A 19374-nucleotide genomic window follows, 5' to 3' on the forward strand; every position below is an offset into this window, starting at 1 on the left:
CTATATAAATATTACTGTTTAAATAAATTTTCAATTTTCAATATTTGATAATCGTAAAAATTTCGAGTAGACTCATCAGATGTCTGCCCTCTTCTCTGCTTATAAAGAGACTGTATTCTTTTTAGGTTAGCAGTCATAATAGGAGCAATCTCTACTTGAGATACAGTCGGTAATCCAAAATTAATTCGCAAAAAGGAGGTCTTACCCTCTCCCAATAGATCATCAGAATAATTACAAGGAATAGAATGATCATACTCTAAAGCGACAATATCCAGATAATCTGACAATGACTTTGACGAACTCTTTGCCGTAGATGTTGTCATAAGGTTCGTATACCCTATAATCACAGACAAAGCCGCCGCTTGTAAATTTTGTTCCGTTTCATTCAGTTTTTCACCTTTATATGTAGCTCCAAATATTTCAGTTATGACCTCATTAATATATTTTTCAAGTGTATAATTATTTTTAGGGTCAACTAACCCACTTTCTTTAATACGATACAGATTAGCCGGATACAAAAGACATCCGACAATAGCACGTTGCAATTTATCATTCGAATTCAAATCAATAGATAGTTTCAACATTAAAGACGGAGGTGTAAGCCACTCATTATAAGTACGAGCTTGATTCAATAACCACATCATAGCCTCCTTCTGCATCTTTTTATCTAAATAAGTCTTTGCAGGTTCACCTTCCCCCTGACGGACCTCCTTAAATTTTACGCCACCAATATATGGCATCACATGCCCTAAATGACGAGAATATTGCTTCACCACTTGAGCATACATATCAGTAACAGCATCATAAGTATGTCCAGGCTGTAATGTCCAAGCTTCCAAATTTTGCATTATAATTTTTAAATTACTAATCGACAAATCTCCAGCTTTCATATGATTATCTCCCAAATCTTCAGTCTGATCAGTAGGGTCTATCGTGCCAAAAAATTGCTGTGCTCCAAACTCATACATCGAATCATTCTTCTTTTCTGCAATCCACTTATCTAAAATATACTTTTCTTGCTCTTTCGAATCCACATTAGGAATAATACTATATCCCCATTTTATTGCAAAAATATCATAGACGCCTAAAACTGGAGGAGTAAGTTTTACTCCACGCTCAAAATCTCCAGGCTGTGCAATAAAATTATTACGAGCATAATCCATTATACTAGGAGTCGTACCATATTTATTAGAAAATGTTACACTTCTCAAAGAATCTACAGGAAAAGCATAACTCGCACCCATATTATGCATCAATCCCAAAGTATGTCCTATCTCATGAGCTGCGACATAGCGCATAGACTCTTGCATTACATCATCATCAAACACAGATTTACGAACACGAGGATCAACTGCGGCCGTTTGTGTAAAACGCCAATTATGTAATAATGATACAATATTATGATACCAAATAACATCTGCTGTTAGTATCTCACCACTACGAGGGTCCACAAAACTTGGTCCCATCGCATTGGCTGTCGTTGTCGCAGCATATTTCACACAACTATAACGCATATCGTCAGGATCGAAATCTGGATCATTTTTCGGATAGTCCAAAGCTCTTATTGCATTTTTAAAACCTGCCGCCTCAAACGCTATATTCCAATCCTCAATGCCTTGTTTCACCACCTTTTTCCATTTTTCTGGGAAAGCACTATCTACATAAAACACAATTGGTTTACGAGGCTCGACCAATTCCCCCCTAAAATATTTCTCTTTCTCTCTCTCTTTAGGCTCTAAACGCCAACGATGAATAAATGTACAAAGTTCAACCTTATCTCTCGATGATGTATATAAGGATTGATCTGAACTGAAATATCCTACTCTATTATCCTGCAATCTCATTCTCATAGGTTCATCTGGCAACAACAAAAAAGACCGATGAACAATTACCGTATACGGTTCGTTCAAAGGCGAAGTTGTAAAAGACATAGAACTTTTTATTTCTATATTTTGAGGAAAAGTTTTTACTTCAGTGATAGATGAAGCATCCGAAACAAATGTTCCTTTTATTGCTTTACTGTTCCCGAATAGCTTTGCTAATGGATTCTCTGGCTTTAAAGGACTCATACACTTTTCATTCCCACCAAAAAAAGAAGAAACATCTATTACTACATTTTTACCATTCCTTGCAACAATCTTAAATGCCTTAAGCACCGGATTCATAAAGTTTTTATCAAATGCGGAAGAAATCGGATCTGCCTTTGCAACAACATTATCGGTTTGTACTTTATGTATATATACATTATTTCCATCTTTGCTTAAACGTATGAGCAAAGGCCGCGTAACCATCTGCCCTGCAACAAAATCCTGAGTATTACTTGTACTTGCAATTCGATTTGTAAGTAAATAGGTATGAAAAAATGCCGTATCTGGAATTTCAAAATACAGTTTATGCGCTTTAGAAAAATGAGTTACGAATAATCCCTTTTTAGTCTTTGTATCTTTTACCAATTTCTTATATTCTGTACTATCATTTGACATCTTCGAGACAGAAACTGATGCCAAAGAAGTTTTTGTACTTTTCTTTTTTGCTAACATGTAATGGGATGTACCTAAACATGCTAATAACACCAATATAAAAATTCGTTTTACTCTCATGATTAATAAACAAATATCAAATTCACAATTAAGGCTTCATATACATATGAAATCAGTTTTGAAGCATTTAGGCATTCACATACTGTTATCTAATGAAACAAGACATCAATAAATTAGAATTCACTTAAAATTTTAGAATAAAAGTTTCAAAAGAGTACATTTCCTTCTTTTTTTGTGACAAATATACATTAAAATATAAACATAACTTTAAAACGAAGTCAAATTATGAGAAAAATTACACTTTTTTTAACACTATATAGGATATTCTGCCTTTCTGCAAAATCAAAAGAGCAACCAGTAGCTTTTATATTTACAACCATATCAGTATATCTTTAGATTTCGATATATAATAGAACTATCTCAAACTTTATCTATGAATTAGGATAATGTTCAATTATAAACTATTTCAAATATTATTTATGATCAAAAAATAAATGGCTCACTAAGATAAAAAGGACACCAAAAGAAAATGAAAACGTCATAGTTTAATGATATATAATACTCTACGATATCAACTCAATACATTCGTCATAATTTCATTTTCTCAATTCCGAACTTATATCTCGGTAATCAACAGACAAATCTATAGATAAATTATAAAGTAAAAAATATACTTATTCAAAAATGGAAAATCTCTAATGACAAAGATCTCCCGTTTCATATTCAAGTAAATAATGCCTTTTATATCTCATAGCTTTACACCAAAAAGTGAGCCTTCACTTTACATCTTTCACATCTAATTTTTTTATAAATTGACAAATAACCAGAATACCCAATATAATATATTTCTTTATTCTCTATATTTGTATTATATATTTATGCTTATTTATTCTGGAAAGGTATCTGCATTTTTCAGCAATTAGGCAAAGTGACGTTACCTGAATTTAAGTCAATTTTATGAAAGTGCGCAATTTTCATTTTTGGGGATTCTTCGGCAGTATTATCATAGTACTGTTATTAGCTGCTATTTCATATCCATGGTATTATCCCTCAAAAATGTGGTTACATCGTGTAGATTCATTGGAAAAATATAATGAAATAGGAGAAAAGTATCCCGGTATAGAAGTCGACGTTGTTTTACGGGATTCTGGTATACCTGATATCACTCATGATGAAGATACAACATTTGGAATTACTCTTGATGAATATTTTGAAGAATTAACTACTACTGAACAACATATTTGGATTGATGTCAAAAATTTAACTGAAGACAATGCTGATGATTGGTTAGCCTGGTTGGAAGAAAATACAACCGAAGATAACATAGACAAAGACCGCATTATTCTTGAAAGTAAAAATTGGCAGACATTAGCAAAATTCACCAATGCCGGATGGTACACATCCTGCTACATAGACTTAGATAAACCCAGTCATCTATCAAAAGAAGAAATTATTCACTATACTGATTCTCTTGAACAAATTGCCAACAGTAAATGCGTTAAAGCTTTATCTTTTCCATTTTGGTGGTATCGCTCCATAAAAAAATATTTAGATAGCGATATAGATTTACTTACTTGGGCCCATCGTTCTCATCCCCTCGAACTAATGTTCTCTCCTTTGGGTTATCGAATGAGAAAAGATCCACAATTATCCGTTATTTTAGTAAAAGAAAAAGGGACATATCATCAATGAAGCAAATCAAAACAAACATACTATATATAAAAGTTTAACTGACATATTAAAAGTTTGGCACAAAATTTGGTATAACATAAATTGAGAGGTAAAATTGTCTCATTAAAAAATTAAATATCCCACAAGAAATAAAAAATGACAACAAAAGAAATCATTAATACTCAAAATAATATATATAAATTTCTCTTTGAAAGAAGATTAAAAGAATCATTTGGTTTATTGGGCCAGTTAATATCCATTCTACAAGATTGGCAAATAACTGAATCCCTAAACGAAATGGAAACCTCTTACAAATACATGATTCAATACATGCTTGATGGATTTAATGATCCTGAAAGAAAAAAAATATATGATAAACTAATTTTATCGACTTATAACTTGACCGACAAGGTGACCGATCGACTCCTTGAAAGAGAATCATCTTCATTATACTACAGTCACCGAAGATATATCAATACTCAACCTGAAAATTCACTTCAAAAAAGCTTTACTGAAGTTGATAATGCTATTAATAGTTTATCATTGAACGATTTACTTGATAAACAAGAAAATTGTTCAGAAGAACAATTCAAATTAAAACAAGATGCAGAAAAATATAGTAATGAATTATTCCTAAACATATGGACCAATTATCCGGCATCGGAAGAAGACTGTACATTAATAAAAAATGCCATATTAGATAGACAATTTCCTGAAACGATAACATCACTCATTATATCTGCCCTGACACTAAATCTATTTCACAGATATGATGAACGTAAATTATCTATTTTATTAGAAGCTTATAACATCGATTCAGATGAAATACGATTACGAGCTTTATGCGGAGCATTAATGATATTGTCAATGTATAATGAACGTATTTCCTTATCCTCGACCATCAGTCTACAAATAGACTCGTTAAAAGAAAATCCGACATTTTGTTCTGACACTCGTAATATTTTTCTGCAATTCATCAAAAGCCGTGAAACAGAACGCATTTCAAAAAAATTTACAGAAGAATTGCTACCTGAAATGATGAAAATCAGCCCATCCTTATATAAAAAGATAAAACCTGAAGAGCTGATGAACGACATCGATGCTTTAGATAAGAATCCTGAATGGCAAGACATCCTTGACAAAGCCGGAATTACAGACAAGCTAAAAGAGCTTACTAATTTACAAATGGAAGGCGCTGATATTTTTATGAGTACTTTTGCTAACTTGAAAAGTTTCGCATTTTTTAATGAACCAGGCAATTGGCTTTTGCCGTTTTCAACTGAACATACAGCTCTAAACCAAGTCTTTACCAATGACGGGACAGATACTAATTTTAAAAAGATTATCGGAATGTCTCACTTTTTATGCAATTCAGACAAGTATTCTTTTTGCCTGAGCTTGACACACGTTCCCGAAGCGCAACGACAGATGATGATATCACAATTCAACAATGAAGGAACAGAAATGAATAGTCTCGAAAAAGAAGAAGCTTTCATGAAAAAAAATAAAAAAAGCGAATATATTTCAAATCAATATATCCAAGACCTATATCGTTTTTTTAAATTGCATCCAAAAAAAAATGAATTTAAAGACCCTTTTTCTACGGGATTAAATTTGTATCATATCCCTCTACTAAAACCTGTATTTTCTGACGATGAAAGTTTACAACTGATCGGTGAATTTTATTTCAAAAAAGAATATTATACCGATGCACTCGAGATATTTAATGAATTAGCCACAAGACACCATTCAAATAGTGAGCTTTATCAAAAAACCGGATATTGCCTTCAAATGGTCGGAAATTATGAAGAAGCTCTAGAAGAATATCTTAAAGCAGAAATGATAAATCCAGAAAGTTTCTGGACTATAAGACGTATAGCCCAATGTTATCGTAATTTGAAAAAATCTGAGATGGCCCTTGAATACTATCACCGTGCAGAGAAACTTCGACCCGATAACTTATCTATAGAAATGAACATAGGCCACTGTTATCTGGAACAGAAAGACTATGGGGCAGCTTTAAAGCATTATTTTAAAGTAGATTATCTCGATCCCAAAAGCTCCAAAGCTTGGCGTCCTATTGCTTGGTGTTCATTCCTAATTGGGAAATGTGATCAAGCACAAAGATATTACGAAAAAATATTGTCAGAGAAACCCTCAACTCTCGATTTTATGAATGCCGGACACGTTGAATTCGCTTTAGGTAACATAAGAAAAGCAATAGAATTATATAGACAATCCGTCGCTGCTGACAATAACGACATGCAAAAATTTTTACATAATTTTTCCCAAGATACGGCCGAGCTCATCCACGCAGGAATATCGGCAAACGACATTCCTATCCTTTTAGACCAACTTATGTACAGTGTATCACAATAGATAAATATTATATATGCTAATACTCCGAATATCAAGAAAAAAATAATTATTCAGTAATCATCTTTTTCTTGGAAAGATACATAATCACTATAAACAATATCAAAAATTATCAATGGATCCTTAGCGGTTTCCTAAGTCATCATATAATTTTTGTAAATAGGCTTTGCCCCGCTCTTCCATCCTCTCAACACTCTTTCCTTCTGATATTATTATGCTATTCGATTCATTATCATAAACCACTCTATTGTCTGCATCTAAAAAACCAAATCCATCCTTAAATGTATAATATGCAAATTTATATTGTTTCGGATTAGCTAAGTTTTTGCTAAATACAAAATCATCATAAGATATACCTAACTGTCCTAAAAGCGTGGCAGCAATATCAATTTGCGATGCATAATCATATATGACACGAGGGGATTTTATCACACCGCCTGTCCAGACCATAGGTATATGATGTCTCAAAATATCAGCTTCTTGAATACCTGCAGGATATCTCATGGCATGATCTGCCACTAATATAACTAATGTATTATCCCACTGCGGAGTTTTCTTAAACTTTGAAATGAAAGCACCTAAGCAACTATCAGTATAAGCTACTGAATTTAAATATGGATCATCAAATTTTTTATATGGAACATCAAAAGGCTCATGACTACTCAATGTCAAAAAAGTTTTCATATAAGGATGATATTCCTGATTTGCTATCAAGTTAAAAAATTTATCAAATGTCACTTCATCATTAGCTCCCCATTTCGACAAACGCTCACTAATCGGGAAATCTTCGTCACAAATAATGCTTTGATAGCCAGTAGATATAAAATAAGAACGCATATTTGTAAAATCAGCATCTCCTCCATACAGAAATTGGGTTTCATAGCCTCTTCTAACAAGAGATTTAGCTATAGCAGGCAATGATTGTGATTTTGACGGATACTTCATAATAGAAGTAGTCGGTTGAGCCGGATATCCGCTCAAAACAGCAACTAATCCCCTATCCGTACGAAAACTATTTGCATAAAAGTTAGTAAAAAATAATCCTTCTCTTGCTAATTGCGTAAGATTAGGCATTATCCCCGCAGGAGCATCGGCACATAGACTATCCATAGCTGCCCCCGAAAAACTCTCCAATATTATCAGCAAAATATCTGGGTTATCTGTCTTTATCCACCGAAGTGAATCCTCAAGCAAATAATTATCTCCACCTTTTAACAAAGTAAATATTTCTTCCGCTTTTTCATCATTCATAAAACGATATTGATTCTTAAAATCTTTCTCCTTGGACAAAGATGTCATAAAACTGAACACCGGATTGATAGCTGCATGATTCAGCGATATATTAGAACTGAAATATACTTTTCCTATATTCATCGTAGAAACAGAAAATCCTCCACGGATAGGAACAAATAAAAACGCTAAAACAAAAATAAATGAAATCGTACACTTCCAACGATGTTTACAAAAGTGCCAATTGCGCATATCCTTTACTATATAATGAGATAAAGGAAACCATATACACATAAAATAAAAGATGATGCAAATAGGAACAAGTATCATAATTAATAACGGGACACTAGCTGCTGCGTCGGAAGGAGAACTCAAATAAAACAATGGGGTTGCATCCATACGAAAACCCCAATATGAATATAGTTCTATATCACATATAAATATAATAGATAGAAGTAACGATATTATTCCAAAATAAACCCGGCTGACCAATTCGCTCCAACGTCCCTGAACCCAAACAGTCAGAAGAGTAACAAATACAGGTATAACTAGAATATAAGCTGAAAGAGAAAAATCCAAAGGCAGGCCATGATACATTACGTCAAACCAATCAGAAAGAGGTACATTACGATATAAATCATAATGCCGAATCATGAAAATAGGTTTCTGTAATATAAAGATAAATAAGAACCAAGCGTATGTTTTTATCAAATAGAATAGGCGATGTTTCATTTTATAGAAAAAATTTAAATATATATACAGCAAAAATATGCCAAAATACAATTAAATGATTCTTTTATTCAGATTATTGTAATCTCTATTAATATAAATTAATAGCTACATTATGTTAAAGCAACGATTATTTATAACTTTGTCACGCTAGACCAAAAACTTTTTTATGAGAAAATTATTATTATCTGTAGTATTAATTACATTTATTTACATGACACAAGCAGCAAACCCATTTTTCGGGAAGTATAAGACTCCTCACGAAACTACTCCGTTCAATAAAATAAAAGTAACGGATTATGAACCAGCATTCGAAGAAGGTATGCGTCAGCATCAAAAGGAAATCGATGTAATCATCAATCAACGGACAATACCGACATTCGAAAATACAATTGAAGCTCTTGATGCATCAGGAAAATTACTAAATCGAGTTGCAAATGTTTTTTTTGCTTTACTCGAAGCAGAAAGCAATGATGATATGATAGAAATTTCACAACGCATCTCTCCCAAATTGACAGAACACTCAAATAATATTACTCTAAATGAAAAACTATTTGAGCGAGTAAAATTTGTATACGATAAACGCAACGATTTAAATCTTACCCCTGAACAACTAATGTTACTTACTGATATCTACGAAGGAATGGCTAAAAAAGGAGCAAATCTTCAAGGGAAAGATAAAGAAAAATATCGTAAACTAAGTACTGAATTAAGCCAACTTACACTCCAGTTCGGACATAATGTTTTGAAAGCAACCAACCAGTTCGAGATGCTATTAACCGACAAAGACGAACTGGCTGGACTACCACAAAGTGCACTCGATGCAGCCGCACACTTGGCTAAAATTAAAGGTAAAAACGGATATTTATTCGACCTTTCTTTCCCTAGTTATATTGCATTCATGAAATATTCTACCCGCCGAGATTTACGAGAGAAATTATATCGGGCCTATAATAGTCGGTGCATGAGTGGAGAATTTGACAATACTATTATTATGGAACGTATTGCACAAATACGATATGAAATTGCCCAACTTATGGGAAAAGAGAACTATGCCGAATATGCTCTTGAATTCAAAATGGCAAAAAATAGTAAAAATGTTTATAATCTCCTCAATCAACTTTTAGAAGCTTATAAACCCATAGCATTACAAGAGGTAAGCGAAATAAAAGGCTTTGCTGTCGGTATGGAAGGCAAAAACATAGATATTATGCCTTGGGATTGGTCATTTTATGCTGATAAATTGAAAGATGCTAAATACAAATTAAACGACGAAATGCTAAAACCTTATTTCGAGCTTAGTAAAGTGAAAAAAGGGGTATTCGGACTAGCAACCAGATTATACGGGATTACATTCAAAAAGAACTCCAAAATACCAGTATATCATCCAGATGTAGAAGCCTTCGAAGTATTCGACTCAAACAACGAATATATCGGTGTTCTATACACGGATTTCCATCCTCGTGAAGGCAAACGTAACGGAGCATGGATGACAGAATTTAAGGGACAGTGGAAAGAAAAAGACGGAAAAGATAGCCGTCCTCACGTTACCATTGTCATGAATTTTACACGTCCAACTGAAAAGAAACCTGCCTTATTGACTTTTGACGAAGTCGAAACTTTCCTTCATGAATTTGGACACTCTTTACATGGACTCTTGACAAAATGTACCTATAGTTCACTTTCTGGGACTAATGTATACCAAGATTTCGTCGAACTTCCTTCTCAAATTATGGAAAATTGGCTAACTGAAAAGGAATTTTTAGACACGTTTGCCGAACATTATGAAACAAAAGAAAAGATACCCACCGAACTAGTAAACAAAATAGTATCTGCATCACAATATAATGCCGGTTACCTTTGTATAAGGCAATTAACATTCGGACTGCTTGATATGGCTTGGCATACACAAAGCTCACAAGTAACTGATGCAATTACTTTTGAAAGAAAAGCAATAGCTCCAACACAATTACTTCCAAGTGTAGATAATACAATGATAAGTAACCAACTTAGCCATATCTTTTCCGGAGGATATGCTGCTGGATACTATGGATATAAATGGGCAGAAGTTTTAGATGCTGATGCGTTTTCGATATTTAAGAAAAATGGAATTTTTGATAGAACAACAGCCAACTCATTCCTTCATAATATATTAGAGAAAGGAGGATCAGAAGAGCCAATGATTCTATACAAACGCTTCCGTGGACAAGAGCCCAGTATTAATGCCCTGATGCAACGTGATGGTATTCTTTCCGAATAAAAAACAATTTTATTTAAAAGATAACAAGCTGGCTTCATCTGAGCCAGCTTGTTATCTTACATCAACACAAAATATTCATTTCATTTGTTTTCAATACTCCGTCGGATTCATACACATTATATATAAAACTGCTTATTAAATAATGATATCTGATTGTATTCTGATTCATAGGCTATTTCCGAAATTGTCATATCTGAATAAGTTAGTAAATGACACGTGTGTTCAATACGGATTTCGGCCAAACACTCAAAAATTGTTTTATTCGTATGTTGTTTAAAATATCGGCACAAAGCCGTTGGATTAAATTCACATGATGAGCCAACACATGCAATGAAACCTTCTCTTTAAAATAATTATATAAATAATCATATACTCTATCTACCGGTCCTCGAACCTGTACATTTCCATTATTATATATACTATAGGCTGTTATAAATAATAACTTATACATTGTACACCTGCTCAACTCATCTAAAATATCAAATAACAATATAACATGATTTATACCTGTAATATGATCAGATTTCTGCATCATATCATAAATTCATTGCAGATATTGATAAATAACGACGGTACAATGTCAAGACTTCCTGAACTTCCAAAGTCTGGAGAGATTCATAAATTGCCTATCGTCATTATCTTAAACATTAAAAAATATCGAAATAAAGTAAAAAACATGAAATAAAAAAGTATTTAAATAGAGTAGAAGTCAAAAATATCTGTGGTACATATTTTTGACTTCTTTATCTTAACTTATCAATTATAACAACCTCCACCTATTAAAAATTGTATTGTACAGAAGCTTGTACACGATTAGCATGTCCCAAAGTTTTATTCTTATCTTCACGAATACCATGTAAATATTCTACGCCTAACATACAGCTCGAAGTCAAATTATAAAACATATTACCACAAATATACTGACCTTGTTTATATCCGTCTGAAACAGTATATCCATTTTCATAATATACGTGTGCTAAACTATAATTTGCTGAAGTGAATAATTTGGGAGTTATATTCCACCGTATCCCCCCAACTACAGCCAAAACAGGAACGGCTTGTAGGTGTCCCGGATTTTTAGGGTCAGGAACTAAATCTAAATTATTTCCTGATAAATCTGTAACATACTGGGATATCCCCTTACCATAAGTTCCTTGATAATAAAATGAAAGCTGTGGAATAATTTCAGCAAGACCACTCATCTGTACTCCCCATCCCATTTTCATTCTATTTTTTCTCAGTATATCATTACGATACGATAAACCTCGAAACAATCCTGAAGCCCGAATATGGCTATTTTTGCCCCAATCAAATTGTATCCATAAGGGTATATCCGGCATACGTTGATGAATCATTTGAGTGTTATCTGTCAAAGTATAACTAACCTGTGGGGCTTCTATTGCTGCTGCTGCAGACCAATGTTTTCCCAAACTAAATGTATATCGTAATTGCACATTACGTAAAGCCGTATTTCCATTCGGCCCTTGAAAGTCAATCGTGGGGGGTAAAGCCGACAGATCAGAAAACGTACTCCAAGACTGTCCCAACAAAAAACCTTTCATTGATACATAGGCTTGGCGCAAACGTAATGTATGATGTGGTCCCCTAAAATCAGTCTCTATATAGGCTGTATATTTGCCTAAAGTCTTATTGGCACCTACAAGTTTCAAAAATAAACGAGAGGTAAATACATCCATTTGAAACTGTCCATTATCAACATGATTATTCGGTACAGCAATATCATAAGGAATAAAATCTATATTATCTGAAATTCCCTTAAAATCATCGGATACAGTCATCTTTACATACCCACCAATACCTAAAGCAACTTTTCGTTTTTGATCTAATAACAAAAAACGTGGTGCCCTCGGATCCTGAAAATGCTGTAATTGGGTTTCATAAAAAATACCAATGATTTCATCATTGCCATTACCTTTCCCCAACAAAAATATCACATCACGCGGACGGTTGTTTTTTTTCTGTGCCCAAACCGGAAATTCAGATAAAGAAAGGCACAGTATTATACACAATAATAACAACTTTTTCATTATGATTATTTTTAACGTTTATCAATTTCGTATTCACGAAACACATTAAACATAACACAGGCATAAAGAAAAAGTTTACCTCTATTTATCAAATATCTTTTTTTAATAAAATAGCTTCGACTTTAAAAAAAGTCGAAGCTATTTTATATACTTTTTATCGTTCTCTTTACTCCCATTCAATAGTTGAAGGTGGTTTTGAGCTTATATCGTACACGACTCTATTAACCCCCTTTACTTTATTAATGATTTCATTCGATATCTTCCCTAAAAATTCATATGGAAGCTTAGCCCAATCAGCAGTCATTGCATCAGTTGAAGTCACGGCACGAAGAGCCACAGCCCGCTCATATGTACGTTCATCTCCCATAACACCAACCGACTGAACAGGAAGCAATACCACACCTGCTTGCCAGACCTGATCATATAAATCCCAATCACGAAGACCCTGAATAAAAATATCATCAGCATCTTGCAAAACACGTACTTTCTCAGGAGTTATATCTCCCAATATACGAACCGCCAATCCCGGTCCTGGAAATGGATGACGTGTAATAAGATGTTCCGGCATACCCAATTCCCGACCTACTCGTCTCACTTCATCTTTAAAGAGTAGACGTAGTGGCTCACACAACTTCAGATTCATCTTCTCAGGTAATCCTCCTACATTATGATGACTTTTGATAACAGTTCCCGTAATTGACAACGACTCAATACAATCGGGATAAATCGTCCCCTGAGCCAACCATTTTACATTTTTTATTTTATGAGCTTCCTCGTCAAATACATCAATAAATCCCTTACCTATAATCTTACGTTTACGCTCAGGGTCAGTTACTCCGGCCAATTCCTTAAAAAATTTGGCACTGGCATCCACCCCAATTACATTCAAACCTAAACACTCGTAATCCCGCAATACATTTCTTGCCTCATTCTTACGCAGCATTCCATGGTCAACAAATATACATGTAAGATTCTTTCCTATAGCTCTATTCAATAATACTGCAGCGACCGATGAGTCTACCCCTCCACTTAGAGCTAATACTACTTTATCATCTCCAAGTTGCTGTCGCAATTCGACAACCGTACTTTCAATAAACGATGCAGGTGACCAATCCTGTTTACAACCACAAATATCAACTACAAAGTTTTTTAATAATTGAGTTCCCTCTTCCGTATGATAAACCTCTGGATGAAATTGTACTCCCCATATTTTTTCATTCTCAATCTGGTATGCAGCAATGGCAACCTCATCAGTAGAAGCTATCTTCTTAAAGTTCCCCGGAATAGATGTTATTGTATCTCCATGGGACATCCAAACTTGCGTTCCAAGCTTAATGTCTTTAAATAAGACATTGCTTTTATCAAACGATGATAAATGTGCCCTGCCATATTCCCGGGATCCTGCCGGCTCTACTTTCCCACCATTAGTATAAGCTATAAACTGAGCTCCGTAACAAATGCCTAAAATCGGATACTTACCACGAATTTCATCCAAATTTATTTTAAATGCATCCTGATCATACACAGAAAAAGGACTACCGGACAGTATCACTCCCTTAATATTTGCATCTCCCTTAGGAAACTTATTGTATGGCAGAATTTCACAATATGTATCGAGTTCTCGCACCCGACGCCCAATCAACTGTGTGGTCTGAGACCCGAAATCAAGAATAACGATTTTTTCCTGCATGAAGTATATTTATTATTTTTTTATTTGTTTTACAAAAATAGTTATTACAAGGCAAATACACAATACAATATTAACTCAATATCGCTCCTATTTTTTCCTTTTCCCCTACAATCCATATCATATCTCCTTTCTTAAATAGAAAATCAGCCGTAGGCTCGTAAAAACTCCCGTCAGCATGTTCTATCCCAACAACCAAACATGAATCCTTTTCACGAATACCAGACTGAGCTAAAGTTTTTCCTATTAATGATGAATCATTCGGTATGGCAATTCTTTCAAATTCAAAATGGATTTCCGGTTCTTCGGCATCTGTACCCGCATCCTCAGGTTCTACAGCCTCGAGGAAGCGTTGAATCTGTTCATCTGTCCCTATAACACTAATTAAATCTCCAGGAAATATACGACTATCTCCTTTCGGAATATTTATCCTCTTATTTCCTCGTTTTATACTAACAATATTCACCCCATAATTTCTATGGATATTAGCATCTGCCAATCGTTTGCCTATAAACTCACAACTACCGTATACTTCCATATGGGCCAAATGCATATTATGTACTAGATTATTTTTCTTTCCTGTACGTCGAAGTTCCCTCTCATTAAGATTATCCATAAATCGACTTTCAAGAGACAAAATCTGCCGTTGTAATCTTTTTGATAAAAAAAGCGTGATAAGAACAAATAACACAACACCCAAAAGAACTCCAGTCCTCTGTGAATATACTTTTGACAGGAAATAGACTACAAACGCCAAGCCTATCAAAAAACGTAAAATAACCATTAAAAATAAAGGTACAAAATTTGCACTTTTATTTTCTTTTATTGACATCAGTTTCCGACTGTTAATGCGCTTCATTGCTAATCCCCACAAAAAAGGAGACATGACCGCTAATGTTATCACTACCCCCAACGTAGTGCCCCATGAATCAGGAACAACATCTTCTATCATTGGTATAAACCAAGATAAAGACAAAATCAAAATTCCAATGAGTATAGTTGAATATAAAGCTATCTTTCCTAAATATACCCCCAACACCTTTTTCCAAGGATTTTCAACTTGTACAGTCGAAGCATTAGCACTATATCTATCAATAAGAAAACTCAACCGTTCTGGTAAATGATTTTCAATCCATTTAGAAGCAGGATCTGCCATCTTTATAAAATACGGAGTCGTAAAGGTTGTTATTACAGAAACCGCAACAACAATCGGATATAAAAATCCATCTATGACCTTTAATGTCATTCCCAACGTTGCTATAATAAAAGCAAACTCTCCTATTTGGGAAAGACTAAATCCTGATTTCACAGCTACATTTAATGGCTGGCCGGAAATAAGCATTCCTGTCGTACCAAATAATATTTGTCCACAAATAACAACTAAAGATAAAAGAATAATAGGTAAAGCATATTGAGTCAATATCACAGGATCAACCAGCATACCCACTGAAATAAAAAATACCGCTCCAAATAGGTCCTTAACAGGTTGAACTACCTTTTCTATCTTTTCAGCCTCATTTGTTCCTGCCAAAATAGACCCCATGACAAATGCACCTAACGCTGAAGAAAACCCTGCATAAGAAGCTAAAACCACCATTCCCAAACATAAGCCCATAGAAACTACCAACAACGTCTCCGAATTTAAAAAACGACGGGCCTTTTTCAAGAAAGTAGGAATAACAAATATGCCAACCAAAAACCACGTTATCAGGAAAAAAGCAAGTTTTAAAATACTGTATATAAGTTCGCTACCTTCTAATTCATTATTAACAGCAATGGAAGAAAGCAATACCATCATCAACACGGCAAACATATCTTCCACAATAAGTACACCAAATACAATAGACGTAAATTTCTGCTTACGCATATTTAAATCAGTAAATGCTTTGATTATAATCGTCGTAGATGACATAGACAACATCCCTCCTAAGAAAACGCTATCGAGGTACGTAAAATGAAGTATTCGACCTGCAGCATACCCTAAAAGCATCATGCCTACAACAATAACGGCAGCCGTTATGACTGCCGAACCACCAACATTAACCAATTTACGGAAGCTAAATTCAAGTCCTAAAGAAAACAATAGAACAATAATTCCTATTTCAGACCATACATTTATATTTGCCAAATCCGATACAGTTGGAAAAAATGAAAAATGAGGTCCAACTAAAAAACCGGCAACAATATAGCCTAAAACTACCGGTTGTTTTAGCCATTTAAACAACAATGTTGTAACGCCAGCAACAACAAGAATCAAGGCTAAATCTGATATTAATGTATTTAGGTGTCCCATCAGCCATATGTTTAGATTAAGAACAGAATTGTATTATTTCATTTTATAAATATGGTTCTCTATATCAAAACTCAGAAGTAAAATGAAACTTTATTTTTGGAAAATCAGATTGAGCCATCTGCAAAACATAATTCGAATCAGCCAGAAAAACATCCCGTCCTTCTTTATCTTTTGCCATAAATTGATATTTACGTTTTTTGAATGCATCAAGAGCCTCGTAATCATCACTTTCTACCCAACAAGCCTTATACAAACTTACAGGTTCCCACTTACATTGTGCTCCATATTCATGCAACAATCTATATTGAATAACCTCAAATTGTAACTGACCTACCGTACCTATCAATTTTCGACCATTAAATTGGTTCACAAATAGTTGAGCTACTCCTTCATCCATAAGCTGTTCCACACCCTTATTAAGCTGTTTGGTCTTCATCGGGTCTGTATTCTCAATATATTTGAACATTTCCGGCGAAAAACTGGGTAAACCTTTAAAATGCAAATTCTCTCCAGAAGTTAATGTATCTCCGATTTTAAAGTTTCCTGTATCAGGAAGTCCCACAATATCACCCGGATACGCCTCATCAACTGTAGACTTTTTCTGAGCCATAAATGCAGTCGGACTCGAAAAACGCATCATTTTACCCTGACGTACATGCTTATAATTGGCATTTCGCTCAAATTTTCCAGAACAAATTTTAACAAATGCAATACAGCTTCTATGATTGGGATCCATATTAGCATGTATCTTAAAAACAAATCCTGAGAAAGCTTCCTCTTCAGGATTCACTTCTCGTTCTACGGCTTGAATTGGCTGCGGTGTAGGCGCTATTTTTACAAAACAATCCAGCAATTCTTTTACGCCAAAATTATTTAATGCTGAGCCAAAAAAGACTGGAGCCATACGTCCCTGAAGATACTCTGAAACATTAAAATCTGGATATACTCCCTCAATAAGTTCAAGATCTGACCTCAATTTTTCAGCATCCATCTCACCAATATATTTCTCAAGTTCAGGATTATTGATATCCCTAAACTCTACAGATTCTGTTACTATTTGTTTACTAGGAGTATAGAGATTCAGATTTTCTTCATAAATATTATAAACGCCCTTAAAACGCTGCCCGATATTAATCGGCCAACTCAATGGTCTCACACTAATCTTCAACTCAGCCTCCACCTCATCAAGTAAATCAAAAGGGTCTTTTCCCTCCCTATCCATCTTATTTATAAAAACAATTACAGGAGTATTGCGCATCCGACAAACTTCCATTAACTTACGAGTTTGCATTTCCACCCCTTTTGCTGCATCAATAACGATAATCACACTATCTACCGCAGTCAATGTACGATACGTATCTTCAGCAAAATCCTGATGTCCCGGTGTATCAAGAATATTGATTTTATAATCACCATAATTAAATCCCATCACCGATGTAGCAACAGAAATACCTCTTTGTTTTTCTATCTCCATCCAGTCGGAGGTTGCAGTTTTCTTTATTTTATTAGACTTTACCGCTCCTGCTACATGGATTGCTCCACCAAATAATAACAACTTTTCTGTCAGTGTCGTTTTACCTGCATCAGGATGACTAATTATTGCAAACGTACGTCGTTTCAGAATTTCTTCGTTTAATGTGCTCACTTTATATAAAGATTATTTCATTAAAATTGTAATACACTTTTTAAGACTCTCTTCCCAATGAGGAATATCAAACTTATATGTTTTCTTTATTTTCTTTTTATTCATTACACTGTAAAATGGCCGTACAGCTTTTGCCGGATATTCTCTACTTTCTATAGGCAATACTTTACATTTACTAATTCCGGCAATACGATGCACGCTCACAGCAAAGTCAAACCAACTACATACCCCTTCATCTGAAAAATTATAAATTCCTGGGACAAACTCTGGAGAATCAATTATTTTCATAATGGCTTGAGCTAAATCAGCAGCATATGTAGGCGTCCCAATCTGGTCAAAAACCACCGAGATCTGTTCCTTCTCTTCCCCCAAACGCAACATAGTTTTTACAAAATTATTGCCATATGAAGAATAAAGCCACGAAGTGCGCAATACGACGGACTGATAACAAGCATCAAGTAAAAGTTTTTCTCCTTCGAGTTTAGTTTTTCCATAAACCGAGACCGGAGCTACTTGATCATCCTCTTCATAGGGCCTATAACCACATCCATCATACACATAATCTGTAGAAATATGAATCATACGCACACCATTAATAGAAGCTGCTTTAGCTAAATTCTGTACAGCCAAAGCATTTATTTTCCGACAGGATAAAATATCATCTTCAGCTTTATCTACGGCTGTATAAGCAGCACAATTGACAATATAGTCTACTTTGTTATCCGAAACAAACGACAGAACAGCCTGAGCGTCAGTTATATCCAACGCATCTATATCCGTAAATAAAAAATTATGTACAAGATGTATTTTGGACAAATCGCGCATCTCATTACCCAACTGGCCATTAGCCCCTGTAACCAAAATTGTGCTCATTCTCTTTTATTTCAGTATCAAT

At 34.4% G+C, this 19374-nt stretch carries 12 protein-coding genes; 3 read left to right on the forward strand and 9 right to left on the reverse strand.

Annotated elements, in window-relative coordinates; all coding sequences use genetic code 11:
* Nucleotides 1-11: 11 nt before the first annotated feature.
* Nucleotides 12-2600, reverse strand: coding sequence for a zinc-dependent metalloprotease (locus Cop2CBH44_RS06305; RefSeq protein WP_200755731.1), 2589 nt, complete (start codon nucleotides 2598-2600; stop codon nucleotides 12-14).
* A gap of 897 nt (nucleotides 2601-3497) precedes the next feature.
* On the opposite strand from Cop2CBH44_RS06305, the gene Cop2CBH44_RS06310 reads away from it, so the two are divergent.
* On the forward strand, nucleotides 3498-4232 hold the full coding sequence (locus Cop2CBH44_RS06310) for a hypothetical protein (RefSeq protein ID WP_021931465.1): 735 nt from the start codon (nucleotides 3498-3500) through the stop codon (nucleotides 4230-4232).
* A 135-nt stretch (nucleotides 4233-4367) separates the two neighbouring features.
* Complete coding sequence (locus Cop2CBH44_RS06315) at nucleotides 4368-6590, forward strand: tetratricopeptide repeat protein (protein WP_200755732.1); 2223 nt, start codon at nucleotides 4368-4370, stop codon at nucleotides 6588-6590.
* 120 nt (nucleotides 6591-6710) lie between these two features.
* Here the strand turns inward: Cop2CBH44_RS06315 and Cop2CBH44_RS06320 are convergent, their stop codons facing one another.
* Nucleotides 6711-8549 (reverse strand): LTA synthase family protein, encoded by a 1839-nt coding sequence (locus Cop2CBH44_RS06320; protein ID WP_200755733.1) that lies wholly within the window; start codon nucleotides 8547-8549, stop codon nucleotides 6711-6713.
* A 166-nt stretch (nucleotides 8550-8715) separates the two neighbouring features.
* Between Cop2CBH44_RS06320 and Cop2CBH44_RS06325 the strand changes: the two genes are divergently transcribed.
* The gene (locus tag Cop2CBH44_RS06325; protein ID WP_200755734.1) at nucleotides 8716-10806 is read left to right on the forward strand and encodes a M3 family metallopeptidase; all 2091 of its coding nucleotides are present in this window, start codon (nucleotides 8716-8718) and stop codon (nucleotides 10804-10806) included.
* A 116-nt stretch (nucleotides 10807-10922) separates the two neighbouring features.
* Here Cop2CBH44_RS06325 and Cop2CBH44_RS16710 read toward each other — a convergent pair whose 3' ends face one another.
* The 7 genes from Cop2CBH44_RS16710 to rfbD form a co-directional block, all read right to left on the reverse strand.
* Nucleotides 10923-11048, reverse strand: a complete 126-nt coding sequence (locus tag Cop2CBH44_RS16710) for a hypothetical protein (RefSeq protein WP_416336731.1) — start codon at nucleotides 11046-11048, stop codon at nucleotides 10923-10925.
* Nucleotides 11009-11341 (reverse strand): hypothetical protein, encoded by a 333-nt coding sequence (locus Cop2CBH44_RS16525; RefSeq protein ID WP_021931461.1) that lies wholly within the window; start codon nucleotides 11339-11341, stop codon nucleotides 11009-11011. The genes Cop2CBH44_RS16710 and Cop2CBH44_RS16525 overlap by 40 nt, the downstream gene beginning before the upstream one ends.
* Nucleotides 11342-11585: 244 nt before the next feature.
* The gene (locus Cop2CBH44_RS06335; protein WP_200755736.1) at nucleotides 11586-12854 is read right to left on the reverse strand and encodes a DcaP family trimeric outer membrane transporter; all 1269 of its coding nucleotides are present in this window, start codon (nucleotides 12852-12854) and stop codon (nucleotides 11586-11588) included.
* Between the two features lie 166 nt (nucleotides 12855-13020).
* The gene (guaA, locus tag Cop2CBH44_RS06340) at nucleotides 13021-14544 is read right to left on the reverse strand and encodes a glutamine-hydrolyzing GMP synthase (protein WP_200755737.1); all 1524 of its coding nucleotides are present in this window, start codon (nucleotides 14542-14544) and stop codon (nucleotides 13021-13023) included.
* A gap of 70 nt (nucleotides 14545-14614) precedes the next feature.
* Nucleotides 14615-16834, reverse strand: coding sequence for a monovalent cation:proton antiporter family protein (locus Cop2CBH44_RS06345; protein WP_200755738.1), 2220 nt, complete (start codon nucleotides 16832-16834; stop codon nucleotides 14615-14617).
* A 64-nt stretch (nucleotides 16835-16898) separates the two neighbouring features.
* Entirely contained in the window at nucleotides 16899-18479 is a 1581-nt protein-coding gene (locus tag Cop2CBH44_RS06350) for a peptide chain release factor 3 (RefSeq protein WP_200755739.1), read from the reverse strand.
* A 12-nt stretch (nucleotides 18480-18491) separates the two neighbouring features.
* Nucleotides 18492-19352: a dTDP-4-dehydrorhamnose reductase gene (gene rfbD, locus Cop2CBH44_RS06355; RefSeq protein ID WP_021931455.1), complete on the reverse strand. Its 861-nt coding sequence runs from the start codon at nucleotides 19350-19352 to the stop codon at nucleotides 18492-18494.
* Nucleotides 19353-19374: the final 22 nt, after the last annotated feature.

Source organism: Coprobacter secundus subsp. similis (genome assembly GCF_015097275.1).
Classification (GTDB): domain Bacteria; phylum Bacteroidota; class Bacteroidia; order Bacteroidales; family Coprobacteraceae; genus Coprobacter; species Coprobacter secundus.